The sequence below is a fragment of the Nocardia sp. NPDC056611 genome (assembly GCF_042792755.1).
GTDB lineage: Bacteria > Actinomycetota > Actinomycetes > Mycobacteriales > Mycobacteriaceae > Nocardia.
This window is the reverse complement of the sequence record NZ_JBHTVV010000010.1, coordinates 116,092-142,662: the sequence shown is the minus strand read 5'-3', so window position 1 is coordinate 142,662 and position 26,571 is coordinate 116,092. Positions and strand designations below refer to the sequence as shown.

The 26,571-nt window shown below is 70.5% G+C and carries 24 protein-coding genes; 11 read left to right on the top strand and 13 right to left on the bottom strand.

Features of this window, described 5'->3' with window-relative positions:
- Nucleotides 1-75: 75 nt before the first annotated feature.
- Nucleotides 76-1,113 carry an LLM class F420-dependent oxidoreductase gene (locus tag ACFRAQ_RS34400; RefSeq protein WP_379107217.1) on the top strand — a complete coding sequence of 346 codons (1,038 nt, stop codon included), beginning with the start codon at nt 76-78 and terminating at the stop codon, nt 1,111-1,113.
- Nucleotides 1,114-1,223: 110 nt separating this feature from the next.
- On the opposite strand, the gene ACFRAQ_RS34395 is transcribed toward ACFRAQ_RS34400, so the two are convergent.
- The 7 genes from ACFRAQ_RS34395 to ACFRAQ_RS34365 all read right to left on the bottom strand — a co-directional run bounded on the left by ACFRAQ_RS34395 (nt 1,224) and on the right by ACFRAQ_RS34365 (nt 7,031).
- Nucleotides 1,224-1,553: an STAS domain-containing protein gene (locus tag ACFRAQ_RS34395; RefSeq protein ID WP_379107229.1), complete on the bottom strand. Its 330-nt coding sequence runs from the start codon at nt 1,551-1,553 to the stop codon at nt 1,224-1,226.
- 148 nt (nt 1,554-1,701) lie between these two features.
- On the bottom strand, nt 1,702-4,011 hold the full coding sequence (locus tag ACFRAQ_RS34390; RefSeq protein ID WP_379107216.1) for a SpoIIE family protein phosphatase: 2,310 nt from the start codon (nt 4,009-4,011) through the stop codon (nt 1,702-1,704).
- A 7-nt stretch (nt 4,012-4,018) separates the two neighbouring features.
- On the bottom strand, nt 4,019-4,672 hold the full coding sequence (locus ACFRAQ_RS34385; protein ID WP_379107215.1) for a SpoIIE family protein phosphatase: 654 nt from the start codon (nt 4,670-4,672) through the stop codon (nt 4,019-4,021).
- Complete coding sequence (locus tag ACFRAQ_RS34380) at nt 4,665-5,090, bottom strand: anti-sigma regulatory factor (RefSeq protein ID WP_379107213.1); 426 nt, start codon at nt 5,088-5,090, stop codon at nt 4,665-4,667. Before ACFRAQ_RS34380 ends, ACFRAQ_RS34385 begins: the two co-directional genes overlap by 8 nt.
- Nucleotides 5,068-5,457: an STAS domain-containing protein gene (locus ACFRAQ_RS34375; protein ID WP_033085409.1), complete on the bottom strand. Its 390-nt coding sequence runs from the start codon at nt 5,455-5,457 to the stop codon at nt 5,068-5,070. Before ACFRAQ_RS34375 ends, ACFRAQ_RS34380 begins: the two co-directional genes overlap by 23 nt.
- Before the next feature lie 14 nt (nt 5,458-5,471).
- Nucleotides 5,472-6,365: an STAS domain-containing protein gene (locus tag ACFRAQ_RS34370; protein WP_357284127.1), complete on the bottom strand. Its 894-nt coding sequence runs from the start codon at nt 6,363-6,365 to the stop codon at nt 5,472-5,474.
- Between the two features lie 165 nt (nt 6,366-6,530).
- Complete coding sequence (locus tag ACFRAQ_RS34365; protein ID WP_379107212.1) at nt 6,531-7,031, bottom strand: MarR family winged helix-turn-helix transcriptional regulator; 501 nt, start codon at nt 7,029-7,031, stop codon at nt 6,531-6,533.
- Nucleotides 7,032-7,246: 215 nt separating this feature from the next.
- Between ACFRAQ_RS34365 and ACFRAQ_RS34360 the strand changes: the two genes are divergently transcribed.
- A complete protein-coding gene (locus ACFRAQ_RS34360; RefSeq protein ID WP_379107210.1) occupies nt 7,247-8,923 on the top strand; it encodes a fumarate hydratase in 1,677 nt (558 codons plus the stop codon).
- Between the two features lie 341 nt (nt 8,924-9,264).
- Nucleotides 9,265-9,840: a M15 family metallopeptidase gene (locus tag ACFRAQ_RS34355; protein WP_379107228.1), complete on the top strand. Its 576-nt coding sequence runs from the start codon at nt 9,265-9,267 to the stop codon at nt 9,838-9,840.
- A gap of 12 nt (nt 9,841-9,852) precedes the next feature.
- Here the strand turns inward: ACFRAQ_RS34355 and cynR are convergent, their stop codons facing one another.
- Nucleotides 9,853-10,779, bottom strand: coding sequence for a transcriptional regulator CynR (gene cynR / locus ACFRAQ_RS34350; RefSeq protein ID WP_379107208.1), 927 nt, complete (start codon nt 10,777-10,779; stop codon nt 9,853-9,855).
- A gap of 123 nt (nt 10,780-10,902) precedes the next feature.
- Between cynR and ACFRAQ_RS34345 the strand changes: the two genes are divergently transcribed.
- The 4 genes from ACFRAQ_RS34345 (at nt 10,903) to ACFRAQ_RS34330 (ending at nt 13,965) form a co-directional block, all read left to right on the top strand.
- Nucleotides 10,903-11,511: a carbonic anhydrase gene (locus tag ACFRAQ_RS34345; RefSeq protein ID WP_379107206.1), complete on the top strand. Its 609-nt coding sequence runs from the start codon at nt 10,903-10,905 to the stop codon at nt 11,509-11,511.
- Between the two features lie 28 nt (nt 11,512-11,539).
- Nucleotides 11,540-12,010, top strand: coding sequence for a cyanase (gene cynS, locus ACFRAQ_RS34340; RefSeq protein ID WP_379107205.1), 471 nt, complete (start codon nt 11,540-11,542; stop codon nt 12,008-12,010).
- A gap of 134 nt (nt 12,011-12,144) precedes the next feature.
- Entirely contained in the window at nt 12,145-13,524 is a 1,380-nt protein-coding gene (locus ACFRAQ_RS34335) for a metallophosphoesterase (protein WP_379107204.1), read from the top strand.
- Nucleotides 13,525-13,692: 168 nt separating this feature from the next.
- Nucleotides 13,693-13,965 carry a hypothetical protein gene (locus ACFRAQ_RS34330; protein ID WP_379107203.1) on the top strand — a complete coding sequence of 91 codons (273 nt, stop codon included), beginning with the start codon at nt 13,693-13,695 and terminating at the stop codon, nt 13,963-13,965.
- 122 nt (nt 13,966-14,087) lie between these two features.
- Here the strand turns inward: ACFRAQ_RS34330 and ACFRAQ_RS34325 are convergent, their stop codons facing one another.
- The 5 genes from ACFRAQ_RS34325 to ACFRAQ_RS34305 form a co-directional block, all read right to left on the bottom strand.
- Nucleotides 14,088-15,296: a hypothetical protein gene (locus tag ACFRAQ_RS34325; RefSeq protein WP_379107202.1), complete on the bottom strand. Its 1,209-nt coding sequence runs from the start codon at nt 15,294-15,296 to the stop codon at nt 14,088-14,090.
- A gap of 222 nt (nt 15,297-15,518) precedes the next feature.
- Complete coding sequence (locus ACFRAQ_RS34320) at nt 15,519-19,916, bottom strand: SbcC/MukB-like Walker B domain-containing protein (RefSeq protein WP_379107200.1); 4,398 nt, start codon at nt 19,914-19,916, stop codon at nt 15,519-15,521.
- The gene (locus ACFRAQ_RS34315; protein ID WP_379107198.1) at nt 19,916-21,382 is read right to left on the bottom strand and encodes a TIGR02678 family protein; all 1,467 of its coding nucleotides are present in this window, start codon (nt 21,380-21,382) and stop codon (nt 19,916-19,918) included. Before ACFRAQ_RS34315 ends, ACFRAQ_RS34320 begins: the two co-directional genes overlap by 1 nt.
- Nucleotides 21,382-22,932: a TIGR02677 family protein gene (locus ACFRAQ_RS34310; RefSeq protein WP_379107227.1), complete on the bottom strand. Its 1,551-nt coding sequence runs from the start codon at nt 22,930-22,932 to the stop codon at nt 21,382-21,384. Before ACFRAQ_RS34310 ends, ACFRAQ_RS34315 begins: the two co-directional genes overlap by 1 nt.
- Nucleotides 22,933-23,131: 199 nt before the next feature.
- Nucleotides 23,132-23,704: a heme-binding protein gene (locus ACFRAQ_RS34305; protein WP_379107197.1), complete on the bottom strand. Its 573-nt coding sequence runs from the start codon at nt 23,702-23,704 to the stop codon at nt 23,132-23,134.
- 209 nt (nt 23,705-23,913) lie between these two features.
- Here ACFRAQ_RS34305 and ACFRAQ_RS34300 point away from each other — a divergent pair, with 209 nt between their 5' ends.
- The 4 genes from ACFRAQ_RS34300 (at nt 23,914) to ACFRAQ_RS34285 (ending at nt 26,542) form a co-directional block, all read left to right on the top strand.
- The gene (locus tag ACFRAQ_RS34300) at nt 23,914-25,068 is read left to right on the top strand and encodes a histidine kinase (RefSeq protein WP_379107196.1); all 1,155 of its coding nucleotides are present in this window, start codon (nt 23,914-23,916) and stop codon (nt 25,066-25,068) included.
- Nucleotides 25,065-25,706 carry a response regulator gene (locus ACFRAQ_RS34295; RefSeq protein ID WP_379107195.1) on the top strand — a complete coding sequence of 214 codons (642 nt, stop codon included), beginning with the start codon at nt 25,065-25,067 and terminating at the stop codon, nt 25,704-25,706. Before ACFRAQ_RS34300 ends, ACFRAQ_RS34295 begins: the two co-directional genes overlap by 4 nt.
- Before the next feature lie 124 nt (nt 25,707-25,830).
- The gene (locus ACFRAQ_RS34290) at nt 25,831-26,190 is read left to right on the top strand and encodes a YidH family protein (protein WP_379107194.1); all 360 of its coding nucleotides are present in this window, start codon (nt 25,831-25,833) and stop codon (nt 26,188-26,190) included.
- A gap of 25 nt (nt 26,191-26,215) precedes the next feature.
- Nucleotides 26,216-26,542, top strand: coding sequence for a DUF202 domain-containing protein (locus ACFRAQ_RS34285; RefSeq protein ID WP_379107193.1), 327 nt, complete (start codon nt 26,216-26,218; stop codon nt 26,540-26,542).
- Nucleotides 26,543-26,571 lie beyond the last annotated feature (29 nt).

The following is a 26,571-nucleotide window of genomic DNA, read 5'->3' as shown; positions in this document are numbered from 1 at the left end:
GACATGATCAGCGAGCATGCCCCTCACCAGGGGGGACGTGAAGCGTCTTTCTGGTTAGTGCTTAAGCTTCCCGTTATGCGTATCGGACTGTCGATCAATTACACCGACGGCTTCAAGGAGATCGCCGCCGAGGTCGCCGACCTCGAACGGGCCGGCCTGGACATCGTGTTCGTGCCCGAGGCGTATTCGTTCGACGCGGTGAGCGCGCTGGGCTACCTGGCCGCGAAGACCGAGCGGGTGCAGCTGGCCTCCGGCATCCTGCAGCTCTACACCCGCACCCCCACGCTGACCGCCATGACCGCGGCCGGCCTGGACTACGTCTCCGACGGCCGCTACATCCTCGGCCTGGGCGCCTCGGGCCCGCAGGTGATCGAGGGCTTCCACGGCCTGCCCTACGACGCGCCGATCGGCCGCACCCGCGAGGTGCTCGAGATCTGCCGCAAGGTGTGGAAGCGCGAGCGCCTGGAATACAACGGCAAGTACTACAACATCCCGCTGCCCGAGGGCGAGGGCACCGGCCTGGGCAAGCCGCTCAAGCTGATCAATCACCCTGTGCGCGACAACATTCCGGTGCTGCTGGCCGCGCTCGGCCCGAAGAACGTCGAGCTGGCCGCGGAAATGGCCGAGGGCTGGCAGCCGATCTTCTTCCTGCCGGAGAAGGCCGACGCGGTCTGGGGCGACTCGGTGAAAGCCGGTCTGGCCAAGCGGGATCCGGCCCTGGGCGACCTCGACATCTACGCGGGTCCGGCCCTGGCCATCGGCGACAATGTGGACGGCTGGCGCGACGGCATCAAGCCGCACCTGGCCCTCTACATCGGCGGCATGGGCGCCAAGGGCAAGAACTTCTACCACGCGCTGGCCACCAAGTACGGCTACGGCGCCGAGGCCGACCGCATCCAGGAGCTGTACCTGGCGGGCCGCAAGGACGAGGCCGCCAAGGTGGTGCCGGACGATCTGGTCCGCGACATCAACCTGATCGGCTCGGCCGGGTTCGTGAAGGAGCGGGTCGCGGCGTTCCGCGAGGCCGGTGTCACCGTCCTCAATGTGGTGCCGATGGCGGGCACCCCCGCCGAGCGCGTGAAGCTCATCGAGCAGCTGCGCGAGCTCCTCTGACCGCTGGCGTGAACGACGAAGCCGAGTCCGGGTGATCCGGGCTCGGCTTCGTCGTTTCGGTGGATTCGCAGGAGAGGTGCGCCCGCGCCACACGCGCCGGGCGCACCGGCTCAGCGCAGCGAACCCAGCGCGTCGTCGAGGGTGGAGTGCAGCGCGAACACCTGGTCCAGGTTGGTCATCTTCAGCTGCCGGCCGGTGGCGGGCCCGTCGGCCACCACGACCAGGCGCGTGCCGCCCGCCCGCTTGTGCACGCTGACCAGGGCCGCCATCCCCGCCGAGGCGAGGAAGCTGACGGCGGTCAGGTCGATCACGAGGGCGGCGGGCTCGGCGGCCAGGGCGGCGTCGAGGGCGCTCTCCAGTGCGGAGGCGGTCGCCAGGTCGACTTCGCCGGTCACGGTGAGGACGGTGGCCTCGTCGGTGCGGGTGACCGAGGTGGTCATCGTTTCGGCGAAGGGGTGGCCGTCTGCGGAATTAGTGGTCACGTTGTACAAATCTGCCATGATCCGTCCGTTCGTGCTGCATCGTTTGCCACATCGGCACTGGCTCGCAGGTGGGCCGCCTGCCGAAGGCGTGACGGCAGGCCCTGATTCACATTCTCCCGGCCGCGGAGAAGGACGCGGCCACGAGTCTCACCGACATCCGGACCAGCGTGCCCGGCCCGGAATGGTCGATGTCGAGCTGATCGGTGAGCGCCCGCATCATGGCGATCCCGCGCCCGCGGTTGCCCGGATCCGCGGGCAGCGGCCGCCACACGCCGGTGTCGGACACCTCGATGGTGAGGGTGTCCACGCCGCAGTCGGCGCTCAGCCGTACCCGGCCGGGCTCGCCGCCCAGGTACGCGTGCTCGATGCTGTTGCTGCACGCCTCGTTCGCCGCGGACACCAGATCCACGGCCAGATCGTGCGGGACGGCCGCGGCGGTCAGCCAGGAGCGCAGCGCGCGCCGCAGCTGCGACAGCTCCCGGGCGTCGGCGGGCACGTCCAGGCGCAGCGGCTTGGGCGGCTGCCGGTACACCACCATGGCGACGTCGTCGTCGTAGCCGCCCGTGGGGCGCAGCCGCGACAGCACCGAATCGGCCACCTCGCGCGGCAATTGCACTGCCACGCGCGACAATTCGTCGGCCAGTTCCACGAAGCGGTCGTCGATGTCGACGCCGCGCTGCTCCACCAGGCCGTCGGTGAACAACACCAGTGTCGCGCCGGGCGCCATGGCAGTGGTGGCTTCCGGGCGGCGCGGAATGTCGAACGTGGCCAACGGGAACGCCCGCCCGCCCTCCAGCAGCCGGCCCTGTTTGCCGGGCTCGGCCAGCACCGGGGGCATGTGCCCGGCATTGGAGTAGCGCACCAGCCCGCGCACCGGATCCAGGATGGCCGCGCACACCGTCGTGCACATGGCCCCGGGAATCCGGGCGGCCACGGTGTCGAGCTCGGCCAGCAGCTGCGCCGGGCCCGCGCCGCGCAGGAGCAGGGCTCGTGCGGCCGTGCGCAATTGGCCCATCACCACCGCCGCCGACAGGCCACGCCCGACGCAGTCGCCGACCACCACGCCGATCGCGCCGTCCTCCAGGCGCACCACGTCGTACCAGTCGCCGCCGATCTCGAGCGGCGGCAGCGCGGGCTCGTAGTGCACCGAGAACCGCGGCGGCAGTTCGATCGGGCCGAGCATGGCGCGTTGCAGGGTCAGCGAGGTGGAACGGGCCTGGTCGAAGTTGCGGGCCCGCTGCACCGCCAGGCTCAGATGCCCGATCAGCAGCGAGAACAGCGCCCAGTCGCCGGGCGTGATCACCCGTGGCGCGGAGAAGCGCAGCCACAGCGCCGAATCCCCGCTCTCGCCCAGCGGCGCGACGATGCCCTCGGAACTGGACACGCCCTCCGGGATCGCGAACATGCTGCGGCCGGGCTGCAATCGGGCGCGGTCGAGCAGGGCGCGGGCGCGGGCATCGAGCACGCGGCGCGACTCGGCGCCGCCGATCGGGTCCGCGTCGCCGTTGCCGGGCCGCCGGATGGGCTGGGTGATGTGCGGGGCCAGACCCGCGGCGGTGTACTGATTGTCCTCGGACACATACAGTTCCGGGCCGGCGTGGTGATTGGGCCACACCGAGACCACCGCGGCCTCCGCTCCGACCGCGCGGCGCAGCTCCTCCAGTCCGACGGTGAGGACCTCGACCACGCTGGTGGCCGCGCCGACCGCCGTGGCCAGCCGTGACACCGCCTGATCGCGGGCCTGGGCATCGTGCTCGGCGGTGACGTCACGCAGTGTGCCGACGAAAACCCGTTCGCCGTTCTCGGGTTTCACCAGCGAGGACGTCGAGACCGCCAGCCACAGCTGCCGCCCGTCCCGGTGCCGGATGGGCATCACGAACCGGGCGGCCTCGGTGCCCAGGTCCGGGTAGCGCGGTGACTCGGGGACGGTCCAGGGATGGGGGAGCGGATAGGGGATGCCGTCGGGGCCGTAGCCGGTGAGCGCGCCGAACGCCGAATTGACCTCGATCAGCGTGCCTTCGGCATCGACGACGAAGAACCCGTCCTGCAGCGACTCCACCAGCGCGGTCCGGAAGGCGTCGCGGCCCGCGAGATCGTCGGCGCGCGAACGCTGTTGCTCGTAGCGGCGGGTGCCGTCGAGGAAGCCGCGAGTGGCCACGTCCAGTGCCGCCATGGTCTGGAGCAGGAACTCCAGAGCGGCCTCACCGCGATCGGTGCCGTCCGGCGCCGGACCCAGCCCCTCCTGCTCGAGCAGCCGGTAGTGGTGCTCGGTGAGATCGAGGATGCTCACCCCCTCCACCAGTGCGCGGCGGCCGAGTTCGTAGCCCTCGGCCAGGGTGTTCTGATCGGGGGCGCGCAGGTGCAGTCGCAGCGCGGCGGCGTACGCCTCGCGGAAAGCGGCCAGTACCGCGCTCACTACGGCCTCATGGCTTCACACTCGGAATGGGTTGGGAGGGATGGGATTGCCCGCGGTGGCGGGCCGCCAGCACCAGCGCGTCGTCGGTGTCCTTGGCGTGGCGGGCCAGGATCTCGGCGGTGATCTCCGAGGTCGGTTTGGACAGGTCGACGGCGTCGGCGAAGCTCGAGGTGATGCCGTCGGTCGACATCAGCAGCAGATCGCCCGGCCGCACCGGCACCGTCTGCGGTTGCAGGTTCGGCGGCAGCAGATAACCGACGATGCCGCCCGAGAGCAGGACCGTCGCCCGGATGGCGGGCTTGCCGGGTGCCGCCGCCACGATGCGGGATTCGACATTGCCGACCCCGAGCCAGTGCACCCGGTCGCGAGAATCGAACAGCGCCAGCGAGACCGCCGCGCCGCGGGTGTCGCTCATGGCCCGGTGACACAGCAGCATCAGCACGTCCAGGGGCTCGGCCCGGTTCTCGGCCAGCACCTGCGCGGCGCGATCGGAGGCGTCCGCCGCGGCCGCGCCATGACCCAGACCGTCCAGCACGGCGAAAAGCACGGAACCGCCGCCGGCGTCGAGCACCACCGAGCGGTCGCCCGAAACCCGTTGCCCGGGTAGGGCGCGTCCGGCGACGGCCCATTCGACCGCGCCGATGTTGCCGTCCTCACGCACCGCTGGGGACCCACTTCCACATCTCGACGAGGGTGCCCTGGCCGGGCTCGGAATTGATGACCATGCCGTCCATCAGCCGCCGCGAGCCCGGAAGCCCCAGGCCCAGACCGCGTCCCGTGGAGTACCCGTCCTCCATGGCCCGTGGGATGTCTGGAATGCCCGGCCCGTTGTCCTTGGCCTGCACCACCATCGAGCGCCGGCCGTCACGATCCTGCACGCCCAGCCGGATCTCGCCGGTGCCCGCGTAACTCGTGATATTGCGCGCCACTTCGGAAATGGCCGTAGCGATCATGGTGCGGTCAGAAAGCGAGAAGCCGAGTTTGGCAGCCAACTCCAGCCCCGCTTGCCGCGCGGTCACGATGTCGTTGGACACGGTCACCGCGATCACCACGTCGTCAGCGGCCACGATCACGACCATCTTTTTGGCTGCGACTATGGATCTTCTTGTTCAGCCACGACAGGCCCTCCTCGAGGTCCAGCGCCGTGTGCATACCCTCGAAGGTAAGTCCCAATTGCACCATGGCGAAAGCGACTTCGGGCTGCAGGCCCACGATGACCGTCTCCGCGCCGCGCAGCTTGGTCATGTGGGCGATGGTACGCAGCGATCTGGCGGCAAAGGAGTCCATTACGTCGATTGCGGTGACATCGACGATGATGCCCTGGGCGCGATATCTGCTGACGTAGGTCATCAGATCGTCTTGCAGGCGTTCGGTATCGGCGTCGGTGAGCGCTGACTGCACCGACGCGATGAGATAGGTGCCCTGCTTCAGAATGGGTACCGGCATGAGCCCCGCCCGGGTTATCTTCCGTCGCGATCGGTGACGCGCGACACCTCGTAGCCGAGCAGCCGCTCCGCTTCCTCGATGCCACCCTGGAGGTCACCGACGGCGTTCATCTTCGACAGATCCAGGCCGATGGTGACCAGGGTAAGCGCGATCTCCGACGACAGGCCGGTAATGATGACATTGGCGCCCATCAGGCCCGACGCGTCGACGGTCTGCACCAGGTGGTTGGCCACCGTGGAGTCGATGGCGGGCACACCGGTGATGTCGATGACGACGACCTTGGCGCGGTTGGCGCGAATGGCGCGCAGCAGCTGCTCGGTGAGCTGACGGGCGCGCTGCGAGTCGAGCACACCGATGATGGGGAGGATGAGCAGCTGCTCACGCACCTGGAGCACCGGGGTGGACAGCTCGCGAATCGCTTCCTGCTGCTGGCGGATGACGCGCTCGCGTTCCTGCACGAAGGACACGGCCACGGTGTTGGCGATCCGGTTCGCGGCCGGTTCGTACGCGTCGAGAACCAGTTTGAGCAGCTCGAAGTCGGACTGGTACTTCTCGAAGAGGCTGCGCGCCAGCACGTCTCGCAGCAGGAGCACGATGCCGACGACCTCGTCGGTCTCGACGCCTCGGGGGATGATGCGTTCGGACAGGTCGCGCGCGTAGGCCTGCAGCGCTTCGACGCTACCGGTCTCGAGCACCTCGACATAGTTGTCGTAGACCGAGGTCGCTTCCGAGAAGATCTCCTCGGGGGTCATGGCGGTGAGCAGCTGGGCATCGGTGATGCGACGGGCCCACTCCTCGCGCAGTTCGGTGCGGTTCTGCCGCAAGTGCTCGACGAGCTGCGGGAGCAGATTGTCGACGGAATTCGCGGGCAGCGAATCCGCCGAGAGACCGATGGACACGTCGGACATGGAAACTCCTGCCCCTTTCGCTAAGGCCAGGTCGGGTGCTCACTTCCACGACCGTAGCCAGCCGTGTGCTCGGTGCCGACCCACATGGGAAGCCGGTGCCGAGCCTAGTCTTACCCACTACCCGATGGGTGCCAAACCAAACCGAGGTGGGCAGGCGATTTCGTGTCAGGTGTGCTGCTCACGGGTCTCGGCCCGGCCGAGTGAGGGTTCGGCGCCGCGATGATGGGCCAGCAGGGTGTCGTAGATGTCGGCCAGCGCGGCCAGCTGGCCACGATCGAGCACATCCACCATGTGGCGGCGAACACTGTCCACGTGTGCCGGGGCGGCCGAATCGAGCACGTGCACGCCCTTGTCGGTGAGCACCGCCGCGGTGCGTCGCGCGTCGTCGGGAATCGACTCCCGCGCCACCAGCCCGCGCTTCTCCATCCGCGTGATCTGATGCGACAACCGGCTCTGCGACCACTCCAGCACCGCCGCCAGCTCGGCGAAGGACCGCCGATGATCCGGGGCGTCGGCCAGCCGGGCCAGCACGGTGTACTCCACGTAGGTCAGATTGGATTCGCGGAGGGAATCGCGCCCTACCGCGGCGGCGATCAGATCGCGGGTGAACACGAATCCGAGCCACGCGCGCATCTCGACATCATCGAGCCAACGGGTCTGCGCCACAGTTCCACTCCCGGGTTCCGCCACCATGCCAAGTCCTCCCCGCCGCCGACAAGCACATCATGGACAGGTAACACCCGCTCGGTTGAAGGTGCAACCTGTGCCTGTGCGGGGCCCGCAACCCGACCTGTCGGCGGGGCTGGAGCGGGCGCTGGATAGAGTCACTGTGCTTGAACCGTCGGCTGACCAGCCCCAGCCCTGCTCGAGGAGTCCGATTCGTGACCGCGCCTGATTTCCTGTACTCGGATCTGCTGCCCATCGGTAAGGACGAGACGCCCTACCGGCTGCTCACCACCGAGGGCGTGAGCACGTTCGAGGCCAACGGGCGGACCTTCCTGCAGGTCGAGCCCGAGGTGCTGCGGATGCTGACCGCGGAGGCGATGCACGACATCAGCCACTACCTGCGGCCCGCGCACCTCGCGCAGCTGCGCAAGATCATCGACGATCCGGAGTCCAGCGGCAACGACCGGTTCGTGGCCTTGGATCTGCTGAAGAACGTCAATATCTCCGCGGGCGGGATCCTGCCCATGTGCCAGGACACCGGCACCGCCATCGTGATGGGCAAGAAGTCCGAGGGCGTGCTCACCGGAGTCGATGACGCGGAATGGATTTCGCGCGGCGTGTTCGACGCCTACACCAAGCTGAACCTGCGCTACTCGCAGCTCGCGCCCATCAATATGTGGGACGAGAAGAACACCGGCAACAACCTGCCCGCGCAGATCGAGTTGTACTCCAACCAGGGCGATCCCGCGCAGCCGTCGTACAAGTTCCTGTACATGGCCAAGGGTGGCGGCTCGGCCAACAAGTCGTTCCTGTACCAGGAGACCAAGGCGATCCTGAACCCCGATCGCATGCTGGAGTTCCTGGACGAGAAGATCCGCTCGCTGGGCACCGCGGCCTGCCCGCCGTACCACCTGGCGGTCGTGATCGGCGGCACCTCGGCCGAATTCGCCTTGAAGACGGCCAAGTACGCCTCGGCGCACTACCTCGACAACATGCCGACCGAGGGCTCGATGGCCGCGCACGGCTTCCGCGACCTCGAGCTCGAGGAGCAGGTCTTCAAGCTGACCCAGTCCTTCGGCATCGGCGCGCAGTTCGGCGGCAAGTACTTCTGCCACGACGTGCGTGTGATCCGCCTGCCGCGGCACGGCGCGTCCTGCCCGGTCGCCATCGCCGTGTCCTGCTCGGCGGACCGTCAGGCGCTGGCCAAGATCACCCCCGAGGGCGTGTTCCTGGAGCAGCTGGAACGTGAACCGGCGCAGTACCTTCCGGAGCAGACCGACGCCATCCTCGGCGGCGACGTCGTCAAGATCGACCTGAATCGGCCGATGTCGGAGATCCGCGACGAGCTCTCCAAGTACCCGGTCAAGACCCGCCTGTCGCTGACCGGCCCGCTGGTCGTGGCCCGCGACATCGCGCACGCCAAGATCAAGGAGCGCCTGGACGCGGGCGAGCCCATGCCGCAGTACATGCGCGACATGGCCGTCTACTACGCCGGTCCGGCCAAGACCCCCGACGGCTACGCCTCGGGCTCCTTCGGTCCCACCACCGCGGGCCGCATGGACTCCTACGTCGATCAGTTCCAGGCCGCGGGCGGCTCGCACGTCATGCTGGCCAAGGGCAACCGCTCCGCGCAGGTCACCAAGGCGTGCAAGGAGCACGGCGGCTTCTACCTCGGCTCCATCGGCGGCCCCGCCGCGCGACTCGCGCTGGACTGCATCAAGTCCGTCGAGGTCCTCGAATACCCCGAGCTCGGTATGGAAGCCGTGTGGAAGATCGAGGTCGAGGACTTCCCCGCCTTCATCGTCGTCGACGACAAGGGCAACGACTTCTTCGCCGAGACCTCGAAGCCGATCGCGCTGCGCGTGCGCGAGCGCTCCAAGGAGCGCGTCTAACCAGCAGGAGGCAGGCGGATGCGGTATTCGGACAACCTCGCGCCCCGGCGGAACACCGCCGGGCGCACGGCCACCGCAGCCGCCGCCCTCGGGCCGCGCGAGGCGCGACGTGGCTGGAAGTCAACGGGAACCGGTGGGGGCTGTGCCGGATGTACGACAACGAGTGGCGGCGCTTCGAGCCGGCGACCGTGCCCGGCTTCGGCTGCCCCGCGCGTCTACCCGACGCGAGTCGAGGCTGAATCGCGGAATCGACTGACGGGTAGGAAAATTCGCGAAGCGATCGGACCGGATGGCCGGTTCGGGTATACCCGAGGCTGAACTTCGAACCTGGAGGCGTGTGGATGCGAGTGGCCGGTCCTGACCTGGTCGAGCGGCGGCGACGGCCCGCCGGAACCCGCCGGGCGGCGGCCCTGGCCGTGCTCGCCAGCGCGGGACTGGTCGGCGGCTCGGTCACCGTGGTGACCGCGACCCGCGCTGCCGCCGAACAGCTTCCAGACCTTGTCGACGACGGCATCCCGTCCGCGAAGGCCGTCGCCGCGGGCACCGAGGGCTTGGACCCCCGGCTGGCCGCCGCCTTCGCGGCCGCGGCGAGCGATGCCGACGCCGCCGGTGTCACCCTCTGGATCACCTCCGGTTACCGCACGCCCGGCGAGCAGGAAGCCCTCTGGGAGGACGGTTTACAGACCTACGGCAGCCCGGAGGCGGCTCGCCGGTGGGTGCTGCCGCCCGGCGAATCCACCCATGTCACCGGCCAGGCCATCGATGTGGGTCCCATCGAGGGCGCGCAATGGCTGGAGGCCAACGGCTCCCACTGGGGCCTGTGCCGCATGTACGACAACGAGTGGTGGCACTTCGAACTCGCCACCGTCCCCGACGGCCCCTGCCCGGCCCGCCTGCCCGACGCCAGTCAGCGCTGAGCGAGGCTTCCGTCAGGGCTGGGTTTCGTTCTGCTGCCGTGGAATTCGCGGCGGTGGCAGCCGGTCGCGGACCCACGCGGTGGTCAGCTGGGTGAATGCCCGCGTCGCGGCGGTCCGGTAGGCCTGGTCGCGGCGGAGCAAGGCGACGGTGCGCGTCGGCATCGGGGGATCGAGATCGATCGCGCGCAGGCCGGGGTAGGCCGCGGCGATGGCGGGTGGCAGCACCGTGGCCAGGGCGGTACGGCGAACGATCTCGATCACGGACTGGACGGCATTGGCCTGCACCGCGATGCGCGGTGTCACGGCGTGGGCGCGCAGGTAGTCGTCGATGTGGCCGCGGGTGGCGAAATCTCGACTCAGCAGCGCCAATTCGGCGTCGCCGAGGCCGGCGATCGGCAAGGGGGAGCGGGCGGCGCTGTGCTCGCCGACCACCAGGCTCAGGTCCTCCTCGAACAGCGGGGTGGCCTCTACGCCGGGAGAGGTCGTGCCGAGGAAGGCGATGCCGAGGTCGATGTCGTCGGCGAGGATCGCGGATTCCATGGCCTCCTGGGCGTTTTCGCTGACCTCCAGGGTGATGCCGGGGTGGCCGGCGCGGAATTCGGCGATGAGCGGGCCGACCAGGTAGGGGGTGAAGGTCGGGGTGACCGCGAGGCGCAGGGTGCCGCGGGCGAGGTCCTCGACATCGTGGACGGCGCGGTCGGCGGCGGTCAGTTCGCGCAGCGCCCGGCGGGCGTGCTCGGCGTACACCGCGCCCGCGTCGGTGAGGCGGACCGACCGACCGGTGCGGTCGAGCAGTGGTACCCCCACCAGGCGTTCGAGCTGACGAATCTGCTGCGACAGGGTTGGCTGGGACAGGTGCAGGTCCTCGGCCGCGCGGGTGAAGTTGCCGTGCTCGGCGACGGCGAGCAGGTAGCGCAGATGCCGGAGTTCCGGGGTCACAGGACGACTATAGATGACAGCAATGGGAACGATCGATATCAAGTCTTGGACTCTATAGCCACTGCTCGGGCAGGGTGAATGGCATCGGCCCGAACGGGGCCGCCGCACTCGGAAGGAGTTCCCATGCCGAACCTCGCAGACGGTCTCGGACGGTTCCAGCGCGATGTCTTCCCCGGCAAGGCGGGGCTGTTCGCCCGCCTGGCCGGCGACCACCGCCCGGGTGCGCTGTTCATCGGCTGCTCCGATGCCCGCGTGGTGCCCGAACTCATCACCTCCGCCGAAGCGGGTGAGCTGTTCGTCATCCGCAACGCGGGCAACCTGGTCCCGCCGCACACCCCCGGCGCGGCCAGCGGCGTGGTCGCCAGCATCGAGTACGCGCTGGGTGTGCTCGGCGTCAGCGACATCGTGGTGTGCGGTCACTCGGCGTGCGGGGCGATGACCGCGCTCGCCGAGGGCCAGGACCTGTCCGGTCTGCCCGCGGTGGCCGGCTGGCTGCGGCACGCCGACGCCGCCCGCGCCGCCGTCGATCCCGAGATCACCAGCGCCGCAGCGGTATCCGCGCTGGTTCGTCACAATGTGGTGGCGCAGCTGGCCAATCTCGCCACCCACCCCGCCGTTGCCTGGGCCCTGGCCCGGCGCACCCTCACCCTGCACGGCTGGGTGTACGACATCGGTTCCGGGCGCGTCGAGGCGCTCGATGCCGACGGCGAATTCTCCACCCTCGCCGCCTGATTCCCCTCCCTCCGAAAGGAAACCTCCCATGGTGCACGCACAGTTCGATCCCACCGCCCGCGAAGCCCTGGCCGACGCCGCCGTCGCCGCCAAGATCGCCAAGGACCTCACCTGGCAGCAGATCGCCGACGCCGCCGGACTCTCGCCCGCCTTCACCACCGCCGCCATCCTGGGCCAGCACCCGCTACCGGAGAAGTCGGCGCTGGCCGTGGCGGAGCTGCTCGACCTGGACGCCGACGCGGCCCGCCTGCTGCAGGCCATCCCGCTGCGCGGCTCGATTCCGGGCGGTGTCCCCACCGACCCGACCATCTACCGCTTCTACGAGATGCTGCAGGTCTACGGCACCACCCTGAAGGCCCTGGTGCACGAGCAGTTCGGTGACGGCATCATCTCCGCCATCAACTTCCGCCTGGATGTGAAGAAGGTCGCCGACCCCGAGGGCGGCGAGCGCGCGGTCATCACCCTGGACGGAAAGTACCTGCCGACCAAGCCGTTCTGAGGCTCGACGTCCCCCTCACCGGGACATGGCCTGAATGTCCGGAATCGGAAGCCGTTCGGTCATGTCCGGGCATCTGGCGGTTCAACTGGCCGCTCTACCGTCGTCCGTGGGGGAGCACAGCGGACGGAGATGTGATGCTGGAACCGCGACTTCGAACCATGTGGCTGGCCAATGCGGCGAGCGGGGCGGCGGCCGTCGCCGTGCGCACACCGCGCCCGATCTTCGCCGACCGGGCCCGGACACCCCAGGAAACGGTGGTGGCCTCGGATCTGGAACTGGTGACGGTGACCGCTGATTCGGCCATCCTGACCTGGACCACCCGGGCCCGCAACCGAGCCGGGCGGCTGCGGCCGGTCCCCGCCGACACCGAGGTGCGCCTGGCCCCCGCCGACGGACGCGGACAACCGCGCACGTGGTTGTCCGAGGCCCGCCGGACTCCCTACCACTACGCGGAGATCCGGGGCCTGGAACCGGGCCGCGCCTATCGATTCGAGGCGTACTCCGACGGCCGCCGGGCCGTGCCCGCCCGCACCCTGGTGACACGGCGTTCCGGAACACCCGAATCCACCGGTGTTTTCACCACCACCGCCCCGCCGCCCGGGCGGCTGATCCGCACCATCGCCCTCGCCAACGATCTGCACTACGGCGAACCGGCCAGCGGGCTGTTCGCGGGACTGTTCGAGGGCCTGCGCCACGGCACCGAGGAATACCCGGAATTCATGCTCAGCGCGCTGCTCGAGGATCTGCGCCTGCCGGACCGGGCGGCGGACCACCTGATCGTCGCGGGCGATCTGACGGATTCGGGAACGGCCGCGCAGGCCCTCGGTGTCCGCGCCCAGCTCGACGACTGGGGCGTGCTGGGCCGGGACTACTTCGTGTGCAGGGGAAACCACGACGTTCGTCCCCCGGAGGAGCCCGATCACTGGGGTGCGATCTTCCACCCGCGCGACCGCCTGCTCGAGTATTACGCCGGCGGGCTGCGGATCATCGGCCTCGACACCACCCGGGTGCGCGGCGCGGGTGGCACCCTCGCCGCGCCGCAGCTGGCCCACCTGCGCGAACTGCTGCGCGGTGAACCCGACCGGCCGACACTGGTCTTCGGCCACCACCCGGTCACCCGGCATGCGGCCGTGAGCAATCCGGGCGGACCCGGGTTCGTGCTGGACCGTTCCAACGCGGCCGCGCTGCACGCGCTGTACGCGAGTGCGCCCGGGGTGTTCCTGCACCACAGCGGGCACACCCATCGGAATCGGCGCACCCGCCCGGATTCCGGGATCGGGGTGGAATTCCTGGAAGTGGGCGCGGTGAAGGAGTATCCGGGCGGGTACACCCTGATCCGCGTCTACGAGGGCGGCTACGCGGTCAACTTCCACAAGACGCGGTCCGAGGCGGCGCGGCGCTGGAGCACCCGCACGCGCAGCCAATATCTTGGTCTGCACCCGGATCACGCGCTGGGCAGTTGTGCCGATCGTAATCACGTTGTCCTGCGCGATTTTTCGGGATTGTCCGGTTAGTCGGGAGCAATCCGGCCGGCGCACCGGAATATTCGGTCAATACGACCCGAATGTTCGTTCTGTTCGGCATACTGCCTGGTGCGAGTGCGCGCGGCGACGGCTCGTTCACCGGTGTGCGCACGACGCGGGCTCGACATCCTGGTTCGGCACTTCTTCAGCAACGGAGGCATGGTGGGCAGGCAGGGCAGGCAGTACCGTTCGGATCACGGCACGCTCCGGCACCAGCGCCCACCCGTCCGCATCGCTCAGCGGCCCGTTCACCCTTGGAGAGACATCTTTTCCGCCACCAGCTGGCTGATCTTCGAACTCCCCACCGCGGTGCTGCTCGCCGTCTTCGTGGGCACCGGCTGGCTCGGGTACCTCCAGCACGTGGGCACTCCGGCCCAGCCGCGCTCGGCGGTCGTGGTGCCGGTCGACCCGGCGCAGCCGGGCGGGCACTGACCCGATCGGACGGGTCCCGATCATCCGATCCACCTGATCCGCACACGAATTGACCCCGGCGCCGCACCAGCGGTACCGGGGTCGATGTCGTTCGTCAGGTCACGAGCGAAGTCGTTCGCGTCTCAGTCGTCGACGGCGGTGCCGTTGCGCGGCCGCGACGCGGCGCGGGCGCGGCGGCGGGCGGCCTGCAGTTCGGCGAGCTCCTGCTCGAGGGTCTCGGCGATCCGGAACTGGCCGGTGTCATAGACATTCAGCGGAGGGACGGGATCGGTCAGATCGGCGAGCGGAGACCGTTCGTCCTCGTCGGACTTGCGACTTTTGCCCGTCGCCGAGCGACGCTCCTTGTCCGCGGACTTCGCGGGTTCCGCCTGGCTTTCGGCCTTGGCGGTGGGCCGAGGTTCGACCACTTGTGCTTCTGCGTCAACGGTTTTCTCGGCCTCGGCGGGCCCCGCGGTCAGCGCGGCGGGTCCGGTGGCGGTGGCGGCGCCCCCGGCCGACGGCGGCGTCGGGCGGGTGGGCCAGGCCACCACGGTCGGCATGGCGCGCCGGATCTGCTCACCCGGATCGGGCAGGTCCCGGATCTGGTCGGTGGCGCGCACGATGGCCAGACCGTATCGGGAGGCCGCGGCATTGTGGATCAGCAGCGCCACACCGATCATCACCGGCGCGATGGCGTGCACCGCCACGTCGTACCAGCTGCCGTTCTTCAGGTACGGGTAGGTGTTGAGGATGACGGTCAGGCTCAGCAGCGCCATCTCGGCCACCACGACCTGGCGGCGGCTGTCGATCACACCCCACTCGGCGACCTTGTTGGTGCCGATCATGATGATCACGAGGCAGACGCTGATCATGCCTTCGAGCAGGTAGCTGAACCAGTAGAGCGGATCGGAGGGCCCGCCGGGGGCGATATTGTGCTGCACGTTGACCGCGGACCAGAGCATGCCGGCCGCGACGACACCGGCGAGCGCGCGCTGGCTCCACGCCCGATGCTTGTACAGCGACGCCAGTTTGGCGTGTGGGCTCGATTCCCGCCGCTGCGCGGCGATCGCCTTGCGGGCGAGCAGCAAGTCGCGAATGTCGGCCTTCTCAATCTCTTCGGAGGTCTGGCGGGCACGATCCGCCGCAGCCGCCGTGGCTTCGGCGTATTTCCAGCGCTGCGCGCGCTCCTGCTCGCGAATGCGCTCGGCGAGATCGCGCTCGGCGACGAGCTCGTTCTCCGACAGCGCGTCGGTCAGCGCGGGATCGTATTGGTACGCCAGCCGGCCGCGGGCCTTTTCGACCCGTAGCGCCAGCTGGGTGACGTCGTCCTCGCGCGGGTTGTCGATCGTCAATTGGTCCCCCGTCCAGGGACTCCCGATGGCTGGCACGTGATTCCGGTAGGCACGGAAGACATTTCTAGTCGATACACGGCCAACCGCGAAACTGTTGGTTTGCCGTTGGTCCAATCCTTACGGCGCGCCGCACTGCGACACGCGGATTGGGGCGTCCGTCCGGGCAGTAAGAACCCGCCGCTCCGGCCGGTGTCCAGTGGGGTTGCCGATGCCCGGATCGGGTCAATCGGTCAGCTCGAGTTCCTCGTCCATCGGGATCGCGCCCTCGAGCCCGTGCGGAAGGCGCCGCCGGTTGGGGGAGCCGAGGGCGGAGGTGAGATCGGTGCCGTCGTGCTCGGCCAGCAGGTCGTCCGAATCCCACACCAGCAGTGTCGCGCTGACCGTGTTCTCGGCCGCCGAGTGCGCCAGATCGTAGTGCGCGCAGGCGGGCACGTGCGGGTAGGTGATCCAGAGGTCGTAGCCGGTCATGAACAGGTCGAGGTCGAATTGCACCGAGAGCCCGAGCAGTTCGCTGCGGCCGTTGTCGTCGACGCCCGCGAACGCCTCGTCCAGCGCCAGCAGGCGCGGCGCCTGCGGGTCGGCGGAGTCGAGCATCACGTGCGCGGCCGCGAACAGCGGAAGGTGCAGCGAGACCGACTGTTCGCCGCCCGAGAGCGCGCTGTGGCGGGCCACGGTGAGGCGGTCCTCGGTGCCGTCCGCGGTGAGGATGGTGAACGAGAACACCCGCCAGGTGCGGTAATCGAGGGTGGCCGCGAGGATTTCGGGGAACGAGCGCTCCGGGTGCGCGGCGCGGGCGGTGCGGATCTCGGCCGCGAAGTAGGCGCGGACGGTCGACAGGTCCTCCGGCGTGAGGTCGGCGGAGTCGCGGTCGAGCAGCTTGCACACCGCGCGCGCCGGTTCGGAGAGGTTGTCGGCCAGGACCCAGTGCACGCCGATGGTGTTGCCCGAGGACATGCGGCGCTGCTTCATCTCCGCGCCCATGCGGGAGATGAGATCGCGGGCGTCGGAGGTGCGTTCGTGGATCTGCTGGGCCAGTCCGGTCAGCAACGCGTCCTCGAGGATGCGGCGCTCGGCATCGGTGAGCAGCAGTTCCTGATCGCGCCGCGCCGCGCCGATGCGCTCGGCGAAGTCGGCCAGCGAGGACAGCCCGTGGTCGTCGTGCACCTGCACCACGGTGAGGCCGTCGGCGGCGTCCCAGTGCAGGCGGTAGTCCTGGCGGGCCGCGGCGAGCGCGGCGTCGAACTCCTGCAGGGCGGTGGTGACGGCGCTGCGGGTGGCCTTGCGGGCCGCCTCACCCGCGCGCACCGAAGCCGTTGCGGTGGCGAGGTTCCCGAACAGCGCGGCCACGTCGGCGGGCAGCACGGCCGGTTCCTGCTCGGGATCGCCGTTCTCGATGCGGTACAGCAGCTGCTCGGGGGTGGACCAGGCGGCGTCGGCCGCGGGCCAGCGGCTGTCGGCGGGCGCGCCCAGCAGGCTGAGCAGGTCCGGGCGCGCGTAGGGGGCGAGATGGCGGACGTCGGCGAGCAATTCGGTGAGCGCGGTGCCCAGGGTGTCGTGGGCGGCGCGGTGCGCGCCCTCCGCGGCGCCGACCGCCTCGATGGCCTCGGCGGCGGCCTTGCGGGCGGCCTTCTGCTCGGCGCGGGCCGCGTCGATGCGTTCGCGAGCCAGTTCCAGTTCGCGATCGACGTCGGCGGCTCCGGCGCCCAGCGCCTCGCGCAGGGTCTCCAGTTTGCGCAGCTGCTCTTCGTATCCCGAGCGGGCGGCCTCGGCCTCCTCGGCGAACGCCTCGGCCAGATCCTTGGATTCGTCGAGGCGATCCCCGGCCTCGCGGGCCCGCTCGTGTTCGCGCTGATGGTCGCCGCGCAGGCGCAGCAGCGCTGTTCCGGCGTTCTCGAAGTGCCGGACCGCGGCCGCCAGCGCGTCCAGCTCGACCGGATCGCGGGGCGCGCGGTGGTCGGCGGCGATGGCGCGGACCTTCTTGTCCGCGTTGGTGTATTCGGCCACCGCCTGATCGAGATCCCGCTCGGCCTGCGCGGCCGCCTCCGAGCGTGAGCGCAGCATGCCCGCGGCCTCGGCCACGCCGCGCAGGGCGGCGGTGACCGCGGTGGTGCGCGGAAGCGCCTTGGCGGCCGCCGAAATCAGGCCCAGCTCGGCCGTGGCGGCCTGCTCCTCGGTCTGGGCGGTCTCGGCCTCGGCGACGGCCGTTTCGATGGCAGCGGCCAATTCGGCCAGCCGCAATTCGCGGCGGCGGGCGCGGGCGGTGGTGCCGACGAATTCCGCGTCGGTCTTGACGTGCCGACCCGACTGGACGCCTTGGCGATAGCGGCCGTCGGTCGCGATCGTCAGCTGCCCCTCGACGCCGACCGGTTGTGCGGCGGCCCCGGAGACGATGTGCGCCTTGTCCGCTCCCGCACCGGTGGCCGTCGCGTGCGGTGACTCGTAGAGGGCGATGGAGGCGAGCACCCCGGCGACGGTCTCCCGGGGAACCGTCAGTGACGGTGAATCGTCCTCCACGACCAGCACATCCGCGAGCGTGCGCCCGGTGGGCCGCTGCTGGGGCGGCAGCGGAACCAGGAACTGGTCCGACGCGTGCGGCGGCAGCTCGGTCTCGGCGCAGACCCACGCGTCGAGCAGGTTGGCGGCCTGCAGCGCCGCCTCGAGTCCGGCGGCGTGCTGCGGCGCGACACCGTCGGCGAAGCGGACCAAACGCCACAGCGGCGCGCCGGGACGCTCCGCTCGCGCGTCCGTACGGGCCGCGAAAGCCGGTGGCGCGTCGTCGCGTTCGGCCGCGACCCGCTCCCGCTCGGCCCGCAGTTCGCTCGCGCGGGCGGTGGCCTGGGCGGCGCGGGCGCGCGCCTCCTGGCGGCGGCCGCGGATCTCCTCGGTGAGCGGTTCGGTGCGCTCGGCCAGCACCTCGGCGGGGGTGGCGGGGACGGGCGGATCCTCCAGCGCGGCCTCGGCGCCCGGTGCGGCCCCGGCGGTCGCGGGGGCCTCGGCGCCCGACGCGCTCTTCGCCTTCTCGGCGCGGCTGTTCGGTGTGCCGCCACGGCGGGTTAGCGGTTCGGTGCCGACCTCACCCAGGGCCTCGTTGAGCGCCTCGAACAGCCCGGTGCGGATCGGGGTGTACACCTCGCGGTGGGTGTCCCACCAGTCGCGCAGGGTGATGGCGGTGTTCGAACGGGCCAGCGCGACAGCGGCTTCGGCCTCGGCGAGCTCGGCGGCCGCGGCATCGCGCAGTTCCACCGAACGGCCGCAGGCGCGTTCGGCGCGGGTACGTTCGGTGCCCGCCTGGTCGACCAGGGTCAGCGCCCGCCGGACCGCGCGGACATCGCCGTCGCGTTCCTCGGCGTGCGAGCGGACCGTGGTGGTGAGCTGGTCGGCGCGCGCCGATTCCGGCAGCGTGGTCCAGGGAATACCGGCTTCCTCGGCGACCGAACGCAATTCGTCCTCGCCGCGCGACAGCGCCGAGGCGGCATGGGCGACCGCCGCCTGTGCGCGCTCGGCTTCCTCGAGCCGCTGGTCCACGGTCTGACGGGATTTCAGCGCCTTGTCGTGGTGGACAGCCGCGGAGGTCTCCAGGCGGCGCACCGCGTCGGCGAGGTCGTCGAGCTGCTGTTTGCCCTCGTAGGCGCTGGAGCGCTGCAGGGTCTCACGGTCGGCCAGGGCCTGTTCGTAGGCGCGGTCGGCATCCTCGGCGCGGGTCTCGGCGGCGGCGCGTTCGGTGTCGCGGCGGGTGCGCAGGGCGGCCGCGGCGTGCAGCGCGGTGCCTGCGTGGGTGACCGTGTCCAGGCGCGTCCGCACCTGATCGACGTCCGTCTTCGCCTGGACGGCCAGGTATTTCCGGTAGACGGTGACGAAATCGCGGGTCGCGGTGTCGGCCTGCACCAGGCCCTCGAGGGTGCGCCCGACCTCCTCCATATCGCTGAAGGAACGGGCGGCGTCGAGGATCAGCTGTTCGTCGAGCGGACGCAGGCCGTCGGTGAGGGCCTGCGAGAGTCCGCGCGGGTCCAGGTTCTTGGCCAGCTGCGGGCGGCGCAGCGTCAGGATCAGATTGATGAGCTGGTCGTAGCGCTGCTGCCCGAGCCCGAACATGCGGGCGTCGATGGCCGCCCGGTATTCGACCGGCCGGTCCACGATGGTGTCGGAGCCGATCTGCTCGGCCAGCTGCTTGCGGGTCAGCGGCCGATCGTCGGGGCCGAGCAGCGAGAAGTCCACGCCGACCCGGCCGTCGGCGACGAAGTACCAGCGGGTCACCTTGTCGTTGGAGCGGGTGGCGCGCATGCCGATACCGATGGTGACGGTCTCGGGGGAGTCCCAGTCGCCGCGCGCGAACTCCATCCACACGTACGAGTAGGCCGATTCCTGCTTGCGGTACAGCAGGTTCGACTTCATGGTGCGTTCCTCGCCCGCGAACGGGTTGAGGCGGCGCGGCTCGATGCGGCCGTCCAGCACGAACGGGAAGAGCACCTCGAGGGCCTTGGTCTTGCCGGAGCCGTTGGGGCCGCGCAGCACCAGACGGCCGTCGGCGAAGCAGAATTCCTGGTCGCGGTAGTCCCAGAGGTTGATGATGCCCGCCCGGGTCGGGACGAAGCGCACTCCACCGTGAATGTGGTCGGCCATCAGTTCCCCGATCCCTTCGCTGTGCTGTCGGACGCAGTGCCCGCTGTGCTGTCGGACGCAGTTACCGCGGTGCTGTCGGCCAGCGCGTCGTCCGCGCCGAGTTCGGTGGGGGAGAGGAACAATTCGGACTCCGCGCGGGTGCGGATGGTCACGATCGCGCCCCGGTAGCGGGCCAGCGCGGGCAGGATGAGCAGCCCGCCGTCGACCAGCTCCACCAGGCGTAGCCGTTCCAGCAGCGACACCACTTCGCCGGTGAGACCCGCGACATCGGCCTGCCACTGCGCGGCGAAGGTATTGCCGTAGCGGTCGGTGAGCATCTTCACGGTGTCGCGGATCCACGAGGATTCCAGGAACGGGAAGTCCGGGATCTCGGGCTCCTCGGCGGGCTCGTCCGAATCCTCCTGGGCGCCGAACACATCCAGGGGATCGGCCAGCGGCGCGAAGACCGTGGTGACGGGGATGGCGCTGTCGAGCTGGTCCACCAGATCGGTGTACGGGCGCTCCGGGCGCGGTCTGCGCTCGACCGGATTGTCGATGTCGAGGACCAGGTCCGCGATCTCACCCGCCAGCAGCAGCGCCACCTGGGCGAGCGTGCCGGTGCCCGGGAACCGCACGTCGGAGAGCCGGCCCGAACTGTCGATCAGCGCAACGCCTTCCGCGCGCCGCTCGGCCCGCAGCCCGGTCAGGTATTCGACCTCGGTGACGAGTTTCTCCTGTGCCAGCAGCGACCGTTCGGGTTCGTCGAGTTCGTCGGCGTAGACCACCGGCTTCTCGACCAGCGCCCGGCGTACTTTCCGGGCCGCGGCGGCCTGTGCGGGGGAACGGGTTTCGGCCCCGCCGCCCGCCGCCTCCGACAGCAGCCCGGTCACGCTCTGCAGGTGCTGGAGCGCGCGCGGCGGCCGGAACAGTGCGAACACGATGGACCGGTCGATGTCGTAGAGCGCCTCCCCGGCTTCGGGATCGCTGGCCCAGCCGCCCGCGTCACCGTCGGCGAGGGTGACCGCGCCGCGCGCCGCCAGCCAGCCCACCGCGTCGACGAAGGCGTCGCGATCGGCGGCCCGGTCCGGCGCGAGCTCGAGCCCGTCGACCCGTTCGGTGTAGGCGGCCACCTGATCGGCCAACTCCGACAACGTGATCTGATCCCCGGCGCGGCCCAGCGCGGCCAGCGCCAGCGCCAGGTACGCGTAGCGGCGGCGGTCGAAGACGCGGTCGCCGGTGGTCCGGGCGGGACGGCCCGCGTCGAGCTGGTCGAGGATCGGGAACAGGCGGGCGGTGGTCTCGGTGACCTCGAGGCGATAGCCGAACAGTTCGGCCAGATCCTCGCGCAGTTCGGTCGCCCACCGCCGCAACAGCGGCAGCGCGATCCGATCGGGGTAGGTGCGGGTGACCAGATGGTTGGCCAGGATGACCCGGGCGGCGCGCTGGTAGCTGTCCAGGGCCAGCGAATCGATGGTGCGCGCGTGCATCAGCGGACCCCCGCGCTCTGGCTGCCGGGCTCGACGCCCGGTGGCGGTGAGTCGGTCCGATCCTGCCGCGCCACAGGGGATTTGCGTTCTCGCAGCGAGGCCGTCTCACGCACTTCCAGTCGTCGGTTGTTCAGGTACAACACGCCCTTGGAGGTGCGGACCAGCGTGGACCCCTGGTGTTCGGAGACGGTGAGGGTGACGCCGTTGTCGGAACCGGAGGTGCCGGGCACCCGCCCGCTCACCGGCACCCACGCGGTGGAGGCGGCGTCGAGGAGTTTCAGCAGGACCTCGGTCTCGCCCTCGTCGAGTTCGCGGTCGTAGAGGTCGGCGGTGGCCAGTGAGCGCGCGGCCTCGGCGCGGGCGCGCTGGGCGTCCAGCTGAGCCTGGCGCAGCCGCCGGATGCCGGCGTCATTGCGTTGCAGCCGGGCGGGCGCGCCCGGTGTGGGCGGCCGCCCGGTCTCGGCGAGGGTGCGGGCAATCTCCAATGGCGGTGCGTCCCACCAGGATCGGATGGCCGGGATCACGTCGGCATCGGGGTGCTGCATGGCCAGGTGCCGCGGCCGCCCGAGGCCGAAGACCGCGTCGTAGAGGGCGTGCGCGGCGTCCGCGCTGGGGGCGGCGGTGAACCAGCCCGCCAGGTGCCGCAGCGCGGATTCGCGGCTGACACCGCCCTTGCGGGTCTCGGTCACCCGGCGCAGCAGCGAGAGTACGGCGGCGATGGCGCTCATGGTGGCCTCGCGCAGCCGCTCGCATTCGGTGAGCCCGCCGTCGTCGTCGCCGATGAACCAGCCGCGCAGGCCGTGCCAGCGAGCCCGCCAATCCGCTTGGCGCTCTTCCGGGTTGAGGAGCACCCGTTCGTCGCAGCGGGCGGCGCGTTCGATGAGGTCCTCGACGCCGGTGTCCTCGACCTCGCGGATGGCGGTGGCCAGCCGGGGCGCGAAACGCGCCAGGTCCATGGAGAATTCGCGCATGTGCGCCAGCAGCGCGTCCTTGTGCGCCAGGAACGCCTCGGGGGTGGCCTCGGTGGTGCGGACCAGATCGCCCAGGGTCAGATAGAAATGCGCGGCGCGTTCGGCCAGATCGGTGAGCGCCCGGTCGAGCCGGTTCAGCACGCGGTAGACGCGCGGGGCGTCGGCGCTCTTGTTGGCCTCGGCCAAGGTGTGCAGATCGGCCAGCAGTTCCGGCAGCACCAGCCGCGAGAGCGCGGCCTCGTCCAGCCGGGCCTCGAGCACGTCGGACACCGCGCGGAAGGCTTGGTATCCGGCCTGCGAGAACTGGTAGACGAAGTGCCGGTTCCGGTACTCGGCGAGCGTGGCCGCACGGGTGCCGTCGTAACTGCGTTCCAGCACGCCCCAGTGATGCAGCTGTTCGAGCAGCGGCCCGACCTCGGTGGCGGTGAGAGCGGGTGCGCCCGGGCAACGTTCGAGCGTGTCGGCCACGTCGGAGGCGTGCAACAGCACCACGTAGGCGGCGCGGGCGGTATCGAAGGCTCGTAATACCCACAGGTAGTCGGCCCGCTTCTCGGCGGTGGCGAAGGAGAACAGGCGCAGCCGGTCGGTGCGCGGAAACTCCTGGGACCCGACCCCCCTCGGGTCGGGCAGCAATCCGTCAGCGGACTCGGTCACCGGGAGAAGGTTAGTACCCCCTGCCGACCGGTTCGGAATCGTGCCGAGTGTCGGCGCGCCCGATCCGGCCGGGGTGACCGGTTCCGCCGCTCACGGTCCTGACGACCAGGTGTGAACCGGACGATCAGTTGCCCAGCGCGGCGACGCCCGCCTGCGCGAACCTCTCGTCCAGATCCCCGCTCGGCGCGCCCGCGACACCGATGCCCGCGATCGGAGCGCCGCCCTTGGCGGTGACCGGCGCGCCGCCGCCCAGGAACAGGGTGCCGTCGATGTCGGCCAGATGCGGCGCGCTGTCGAGACGCTTGGCCAGCACCGAGGTCGGCGCGTTCCACGACACCGCGGTGAACGCCTTCTGCTGGGCGGAGGTGTAGGACTGCGGGCCCGCGCCGTCGCCGCGCAGGGTGACGACGGTATTGCCGTCGCGGTCCACCACCGCGACCGTCACGTGCTGGTTCTCCTTGACCGCGGCGTCCAGGGCGGCCTGCGCGGCCTTGGTGGCGGCGGCGATGGTCAGGTGGGTGCTCTGCGCCAGGTTGCCGTTGGCCACATCGGCCGCGACGGGGGTCTTGGCGCCCGGGTCGGGATCCTGGGCGTTGACCGACACCACGCCGATCACCCCGGCCGCCGCGACGGCCGCGACCGCGCCGCCGATGATCAGGCGCTTGCGGGTGTGGTTCGAGGGCTGCTCGGGGGTCATGACATCCTCCTGGGATTGCGGTGAAAGCTGTTCGCTCGGTTCGTGATCCAGCGTGCGTTCCGGAACGCCCCGGCACATCGGCGCAGTGGCTGGGATTCGGCGGGCGGTCCGGCCGAGCCCCGTATCAACCGATCGGATGACCCGGGCGGCGGTGCGCGCACGGCAGAATGAGGGTGTTTGCCCGTCGTTGTCGCCGAGGAGGTGTTCACATGCCGTCGTCCCGTGACGACACCCGGCTGCTGGGCACCATCGTGCACAGCGCCTTCTACGTCCTGCTGGCGGCGTCGCTGCTGCGATTCCTGCTGCGGCATCCCGAGAGTCCGCGCACGCCGTGGGTGATCGGGCTCTCGCTGGCACTGGCCGTGCTCTACGTGGTGAGCGAACTGCGCGCCTCCGAACGGCTGGTGTGGTTCGCGCTGCTGGTGTCGGGCTGGGCGGTACTGGTCGTGCTCGCACCGAGTTTCGCGTGGTGCGCGGTCCCGCTGCTCTACACGGGGCTGCGCATCCTGCCGGTCCGGGTGGCGCTGGCCCTGGTCGCCGGGCTGACCGCGTTCGTGGTGTGGGCGCAGCTGAAGCTCGCGGGCTGGATCGACCCGAACCTGCTGCTGGCCCCGCCCGCGGTCGCCGCCCTGAGCACCGCGCTGTTCCTGGGCCTGCTGCGCACCACCGAACGGCAGGCCGCGCTCATCGACGATCTGCGCGCCACCCGCCGCGAACTGGCCGCCACCGAACGCCGCGCGGGCACCCTCGCCGAACGTCAGCGCCTGGCCATGGAGATCCACGACACCCTCGCGCAAGGGCTTTCGAGTCAGCGCATGCTGTTGCAGGCCGCCGACCGGATCTGGGACAGCGATCCGGGCGCGGCGCGTGAACACGTGCGCGGCGCGGCCGGGGTGGCCGAACACAATCTGGCCGAGGCCCGCCGTTTCGTCCACGACCTCGCGCCGACCGACCTGGCCGCGGGCGGCTCCCTGGTCGCGGCGCTGGAGGCGATGGCGCGGCGGGAGGGCGGGGACACCCTCACCGTGCGCGTGCACGTGGAGGGTGCGGCGGTGGGCCTGCCCGCGGGGGTGGAGGCCGCGCTGCTGCGGATCGCGCAGGGCGCGCTGGCCAATGCGCGTGAGCACGCGGAGGCGAACACCGTCACCATCACCCTGACCGATCTCGGCGACCGCCTGGTCCTCGACATCGCCGACGACGGAACGGGTTTCGACCCGGCGACGCTGCCCACGGCCGCCGACCGCGGGCACGGCCTGCCCGCCATGCGCGCCCGCCTGCGCCAGCTCGGCGGTGCCCTCACCGTCGAATCCGCCCCCGGGGACGGCACCGTCGTCTCCGCCGAAGTCCCCTTGGAGCGGCCGTGACCGACGCGAAAACCCCTGTCCGCCTGGTGCTCTGCGACGACCACGCGGTGGTCCGGGCGGGTCTGCGCGCGCTGCTCGGCAGCGCCCCCGACATCGAGGTGGTCGGCGAGGCGGGCAGCGGCCCCGAGGCCGTCGCCGTCGCCGAACGCCTGCACCCCGATGTCGTCCTGATGGATCTGCAGCTCGGCGGTGACATGGACGGCATCGAGGCCACCCGCCGCATCACCACCACCGTACGGCCCGCCCCCTACATCCTGGTCCTCACCACCTTCGACACCGACGCCGACATCACCCGCGCGATCGCCGCGGGCGCGACCGGCTACCTGCTCAAAGCCGAACGGCCCGAAGAACTCTTCGCCGCCATCCACGCCGCCGCCCAGGGGCGCACCGCGCTCTCCCCGCCGATCGCCGACCGCGTCCTCGAGCGGATGCGCAACCCGCAGCCGGCGTTGACCGCCCGCGAACTCGACATCCTCGGCCAGCTCTCCCAGGGCCTGGGCAATCGCGAGATCGCGCGCGCCCTGCACGTCAGCGAGGCGACGGTGAAGACCCACCTGGGCCGCATCTACGACAAGCTCGGCGTTGACACCCGGGCCGCGGCGGTCGCGGTCGCCAACGAACAACGGCTGCTGAAGTAGCGCTCGGACGCCCCGGTGCCCGCGGTTGCGCCGTCGGCGGTTTCGGGCCGACTCGTGTCATGATCGGGGCGGCGGCGGGCTCGCGTGCCGCGGCCGCGACAGCGCTATCGGACAGGTGGTGAGGGTGGAAGACCAGGGTCAGCCGACGAGTGAGGCGGAACAGCCGCTCGACTACCGCTTCACGCTCGCGAACGAACGCACCTATCTCGCGTGGATCCGCACCTCGCTCGGCCTGCTCGCCGCCGGCGTCGCGGTGCACACGCTGGTGCAGCCGTTCCACCACGCCGGAATCCGGCGCGCGCTCTCACTGAGCTGCATCGTGCTGGCGGTGACGCTCGCGGTCGGGGCGTACACGCACTGGCGGGACGTGCAGGCCCGCATGACTCGCGGCGACGTGCTGGGGAACACGCTGCTGGTCCCGATCCTGGCGGGCGGCATCGCCATCGTGTCGATCTTCGCGGCCGTCGCGACGGTGTGGCCATGACCGGCACGGCGTCGATGGTGCGGGCATGACCGAGACGCCCACCTTCTATTCCGAGCGCACCGCGCTGGCGTGGCGGCGCACCGCGATCGCCGCCATGGGCACGTCGGCGCTGTTCGTGAATCACGCGGCCGTCAGCGGCTGGCATCCGGCCGCGATCGGGCCCGCGCTGGCCGCGGCGGGGCTGCTGTTCCTCGCGGGGATCAGCTTCGCGCGCAACAACTCCCTGCACCACGGGCATCGAGCGCACGGGCCGCGCGCCATCGCCATGGCCACGGCGGTGGTCCTGGCCGTGTGCGCGGTGGCGCTGTTCATCGCGTTCTTCGTCCCTGGCGCACCTCCCGCTACCACCTAGCAGGCGGGTTGGAGATCACTCGGGCGGGG

What these genes read in the sequence shown, in the direction of transcription:
- ACFRAQ_RS34400 (WP_379107217.1), top strand. Translation starts at nt 76, where the DNA reads ATGCGTATCGGACTGTCGATCAATTACACCGACGGCTTCAAGGAGATC.
- ACFRAQ_RS34395 (WP_379107229.1), bottom strand. Translation starts at nt 1,553, where the DNA reads ATGACCACCTCGGTCACCCGCACCGACGAGGCCACCGTCCTCACCGTG.
- ACFRAQ_RS34380 (WP_379107213.1), bottom strand. Translation starts at nt 5,090, where the DNA reads ATGGTCGTGATCGTGGCCGCTGACGACGTGGTGATCGCGGTGACCGTG.
- ACFRAQ_RS34375 (WP_033085409.1), bottom strand. Translation starts at nt 5,457, where the DNA reads ATGCCGGTACCCATTCTGAAGCAGGGCACCTATCTCATCGCGTCGGTG.
- ACFRAQ_RS34370 (WP_357284127.1), bottom strand. Translation starts at nt 6,365, where the DNA reads ATGTCCGACGTGTCCATCGGTCTCTCGGCGGATTCGCTGCCCGCGAAT.
- ACFRAQ_RS34355 (WP_379107228.1), top strand. Translation starts at nt 9,265, where the DNA reads ATGCGAGTGGCCGGTCCTGACCTGGTCGAGCGGCGGCGACGGCCCGCC.
- ACFRAQ_RS34345 (WP_379107206.1), top strand. Translation starts at nt 10,903, where the DNA reads ATGCCGAACCTCGCAGACGGTCTCGGACGGTTCCAGCGCGATGTCTTC.
- cynS (WP_379107205.1), top strand. Translation starts at nt 11,540, where the DNA reads ATGGTGCACGCACAGTTCGATCCCACCGCCCGCGAAGCCCTGGCCGAC.
- ACFRAQ_RS34335 (WP_379107204.1), top strand. Translation starts at nt 12,145, where the DNA reads ATGCTGGAACCGCGACTTCGAACCATGTGGCTGGCCAATGCGGCGAGC.
- ACFRAQ_RS34330 (WP_379107203.1), top strand. Translation starts at nt 13,693, where the DNA reads ATGGTGGGCAGGCAGGGCAGGCAGTACCGTTCGGATCACGGCACGCTC.
- ACFRAQ_RS34320 (WP_379107200.1), bottom strand. Translation starts at nt 19,916, where the DNA reads ATGGCCGACCACATTCACGGTGGAGTGCGCTTCGTCCCGACCCGGGCG.
- ACFRAQ_RS34315 (WP_379107198.1), bottom strand. Translation starts at nt 21,382, where the DNA reads ATGCACGCGCGCACCATCGATTCGCTGGCCCTGGACAGCTACCAGCGC.
- ACFRAQ_RS34305 (WP_379107197.1), bottom strand. Translation starts at nt 23,704, where the DNA reads ATGACCCCCGAGCAGCCCTCGAACCACACCCGCAAGCGCCTGATCATC.
- ACFRAQ_RS34300 (WP_379107196.1), top strand. Translation starts at nt 23,914, where the DNA reads ATGCCGTCGTCCCGTGACGACACCCGGCTGCTGGGCACCATCGTGCAC.
- ACFRAQ_RS34285 (WP_379107193.1), top strand. Translation starts at nt 26,216, where the DNA reads ATGACCGAGACGCCCACCTTCTATTCCGAGCGCACCGCGCTGGCGTGG.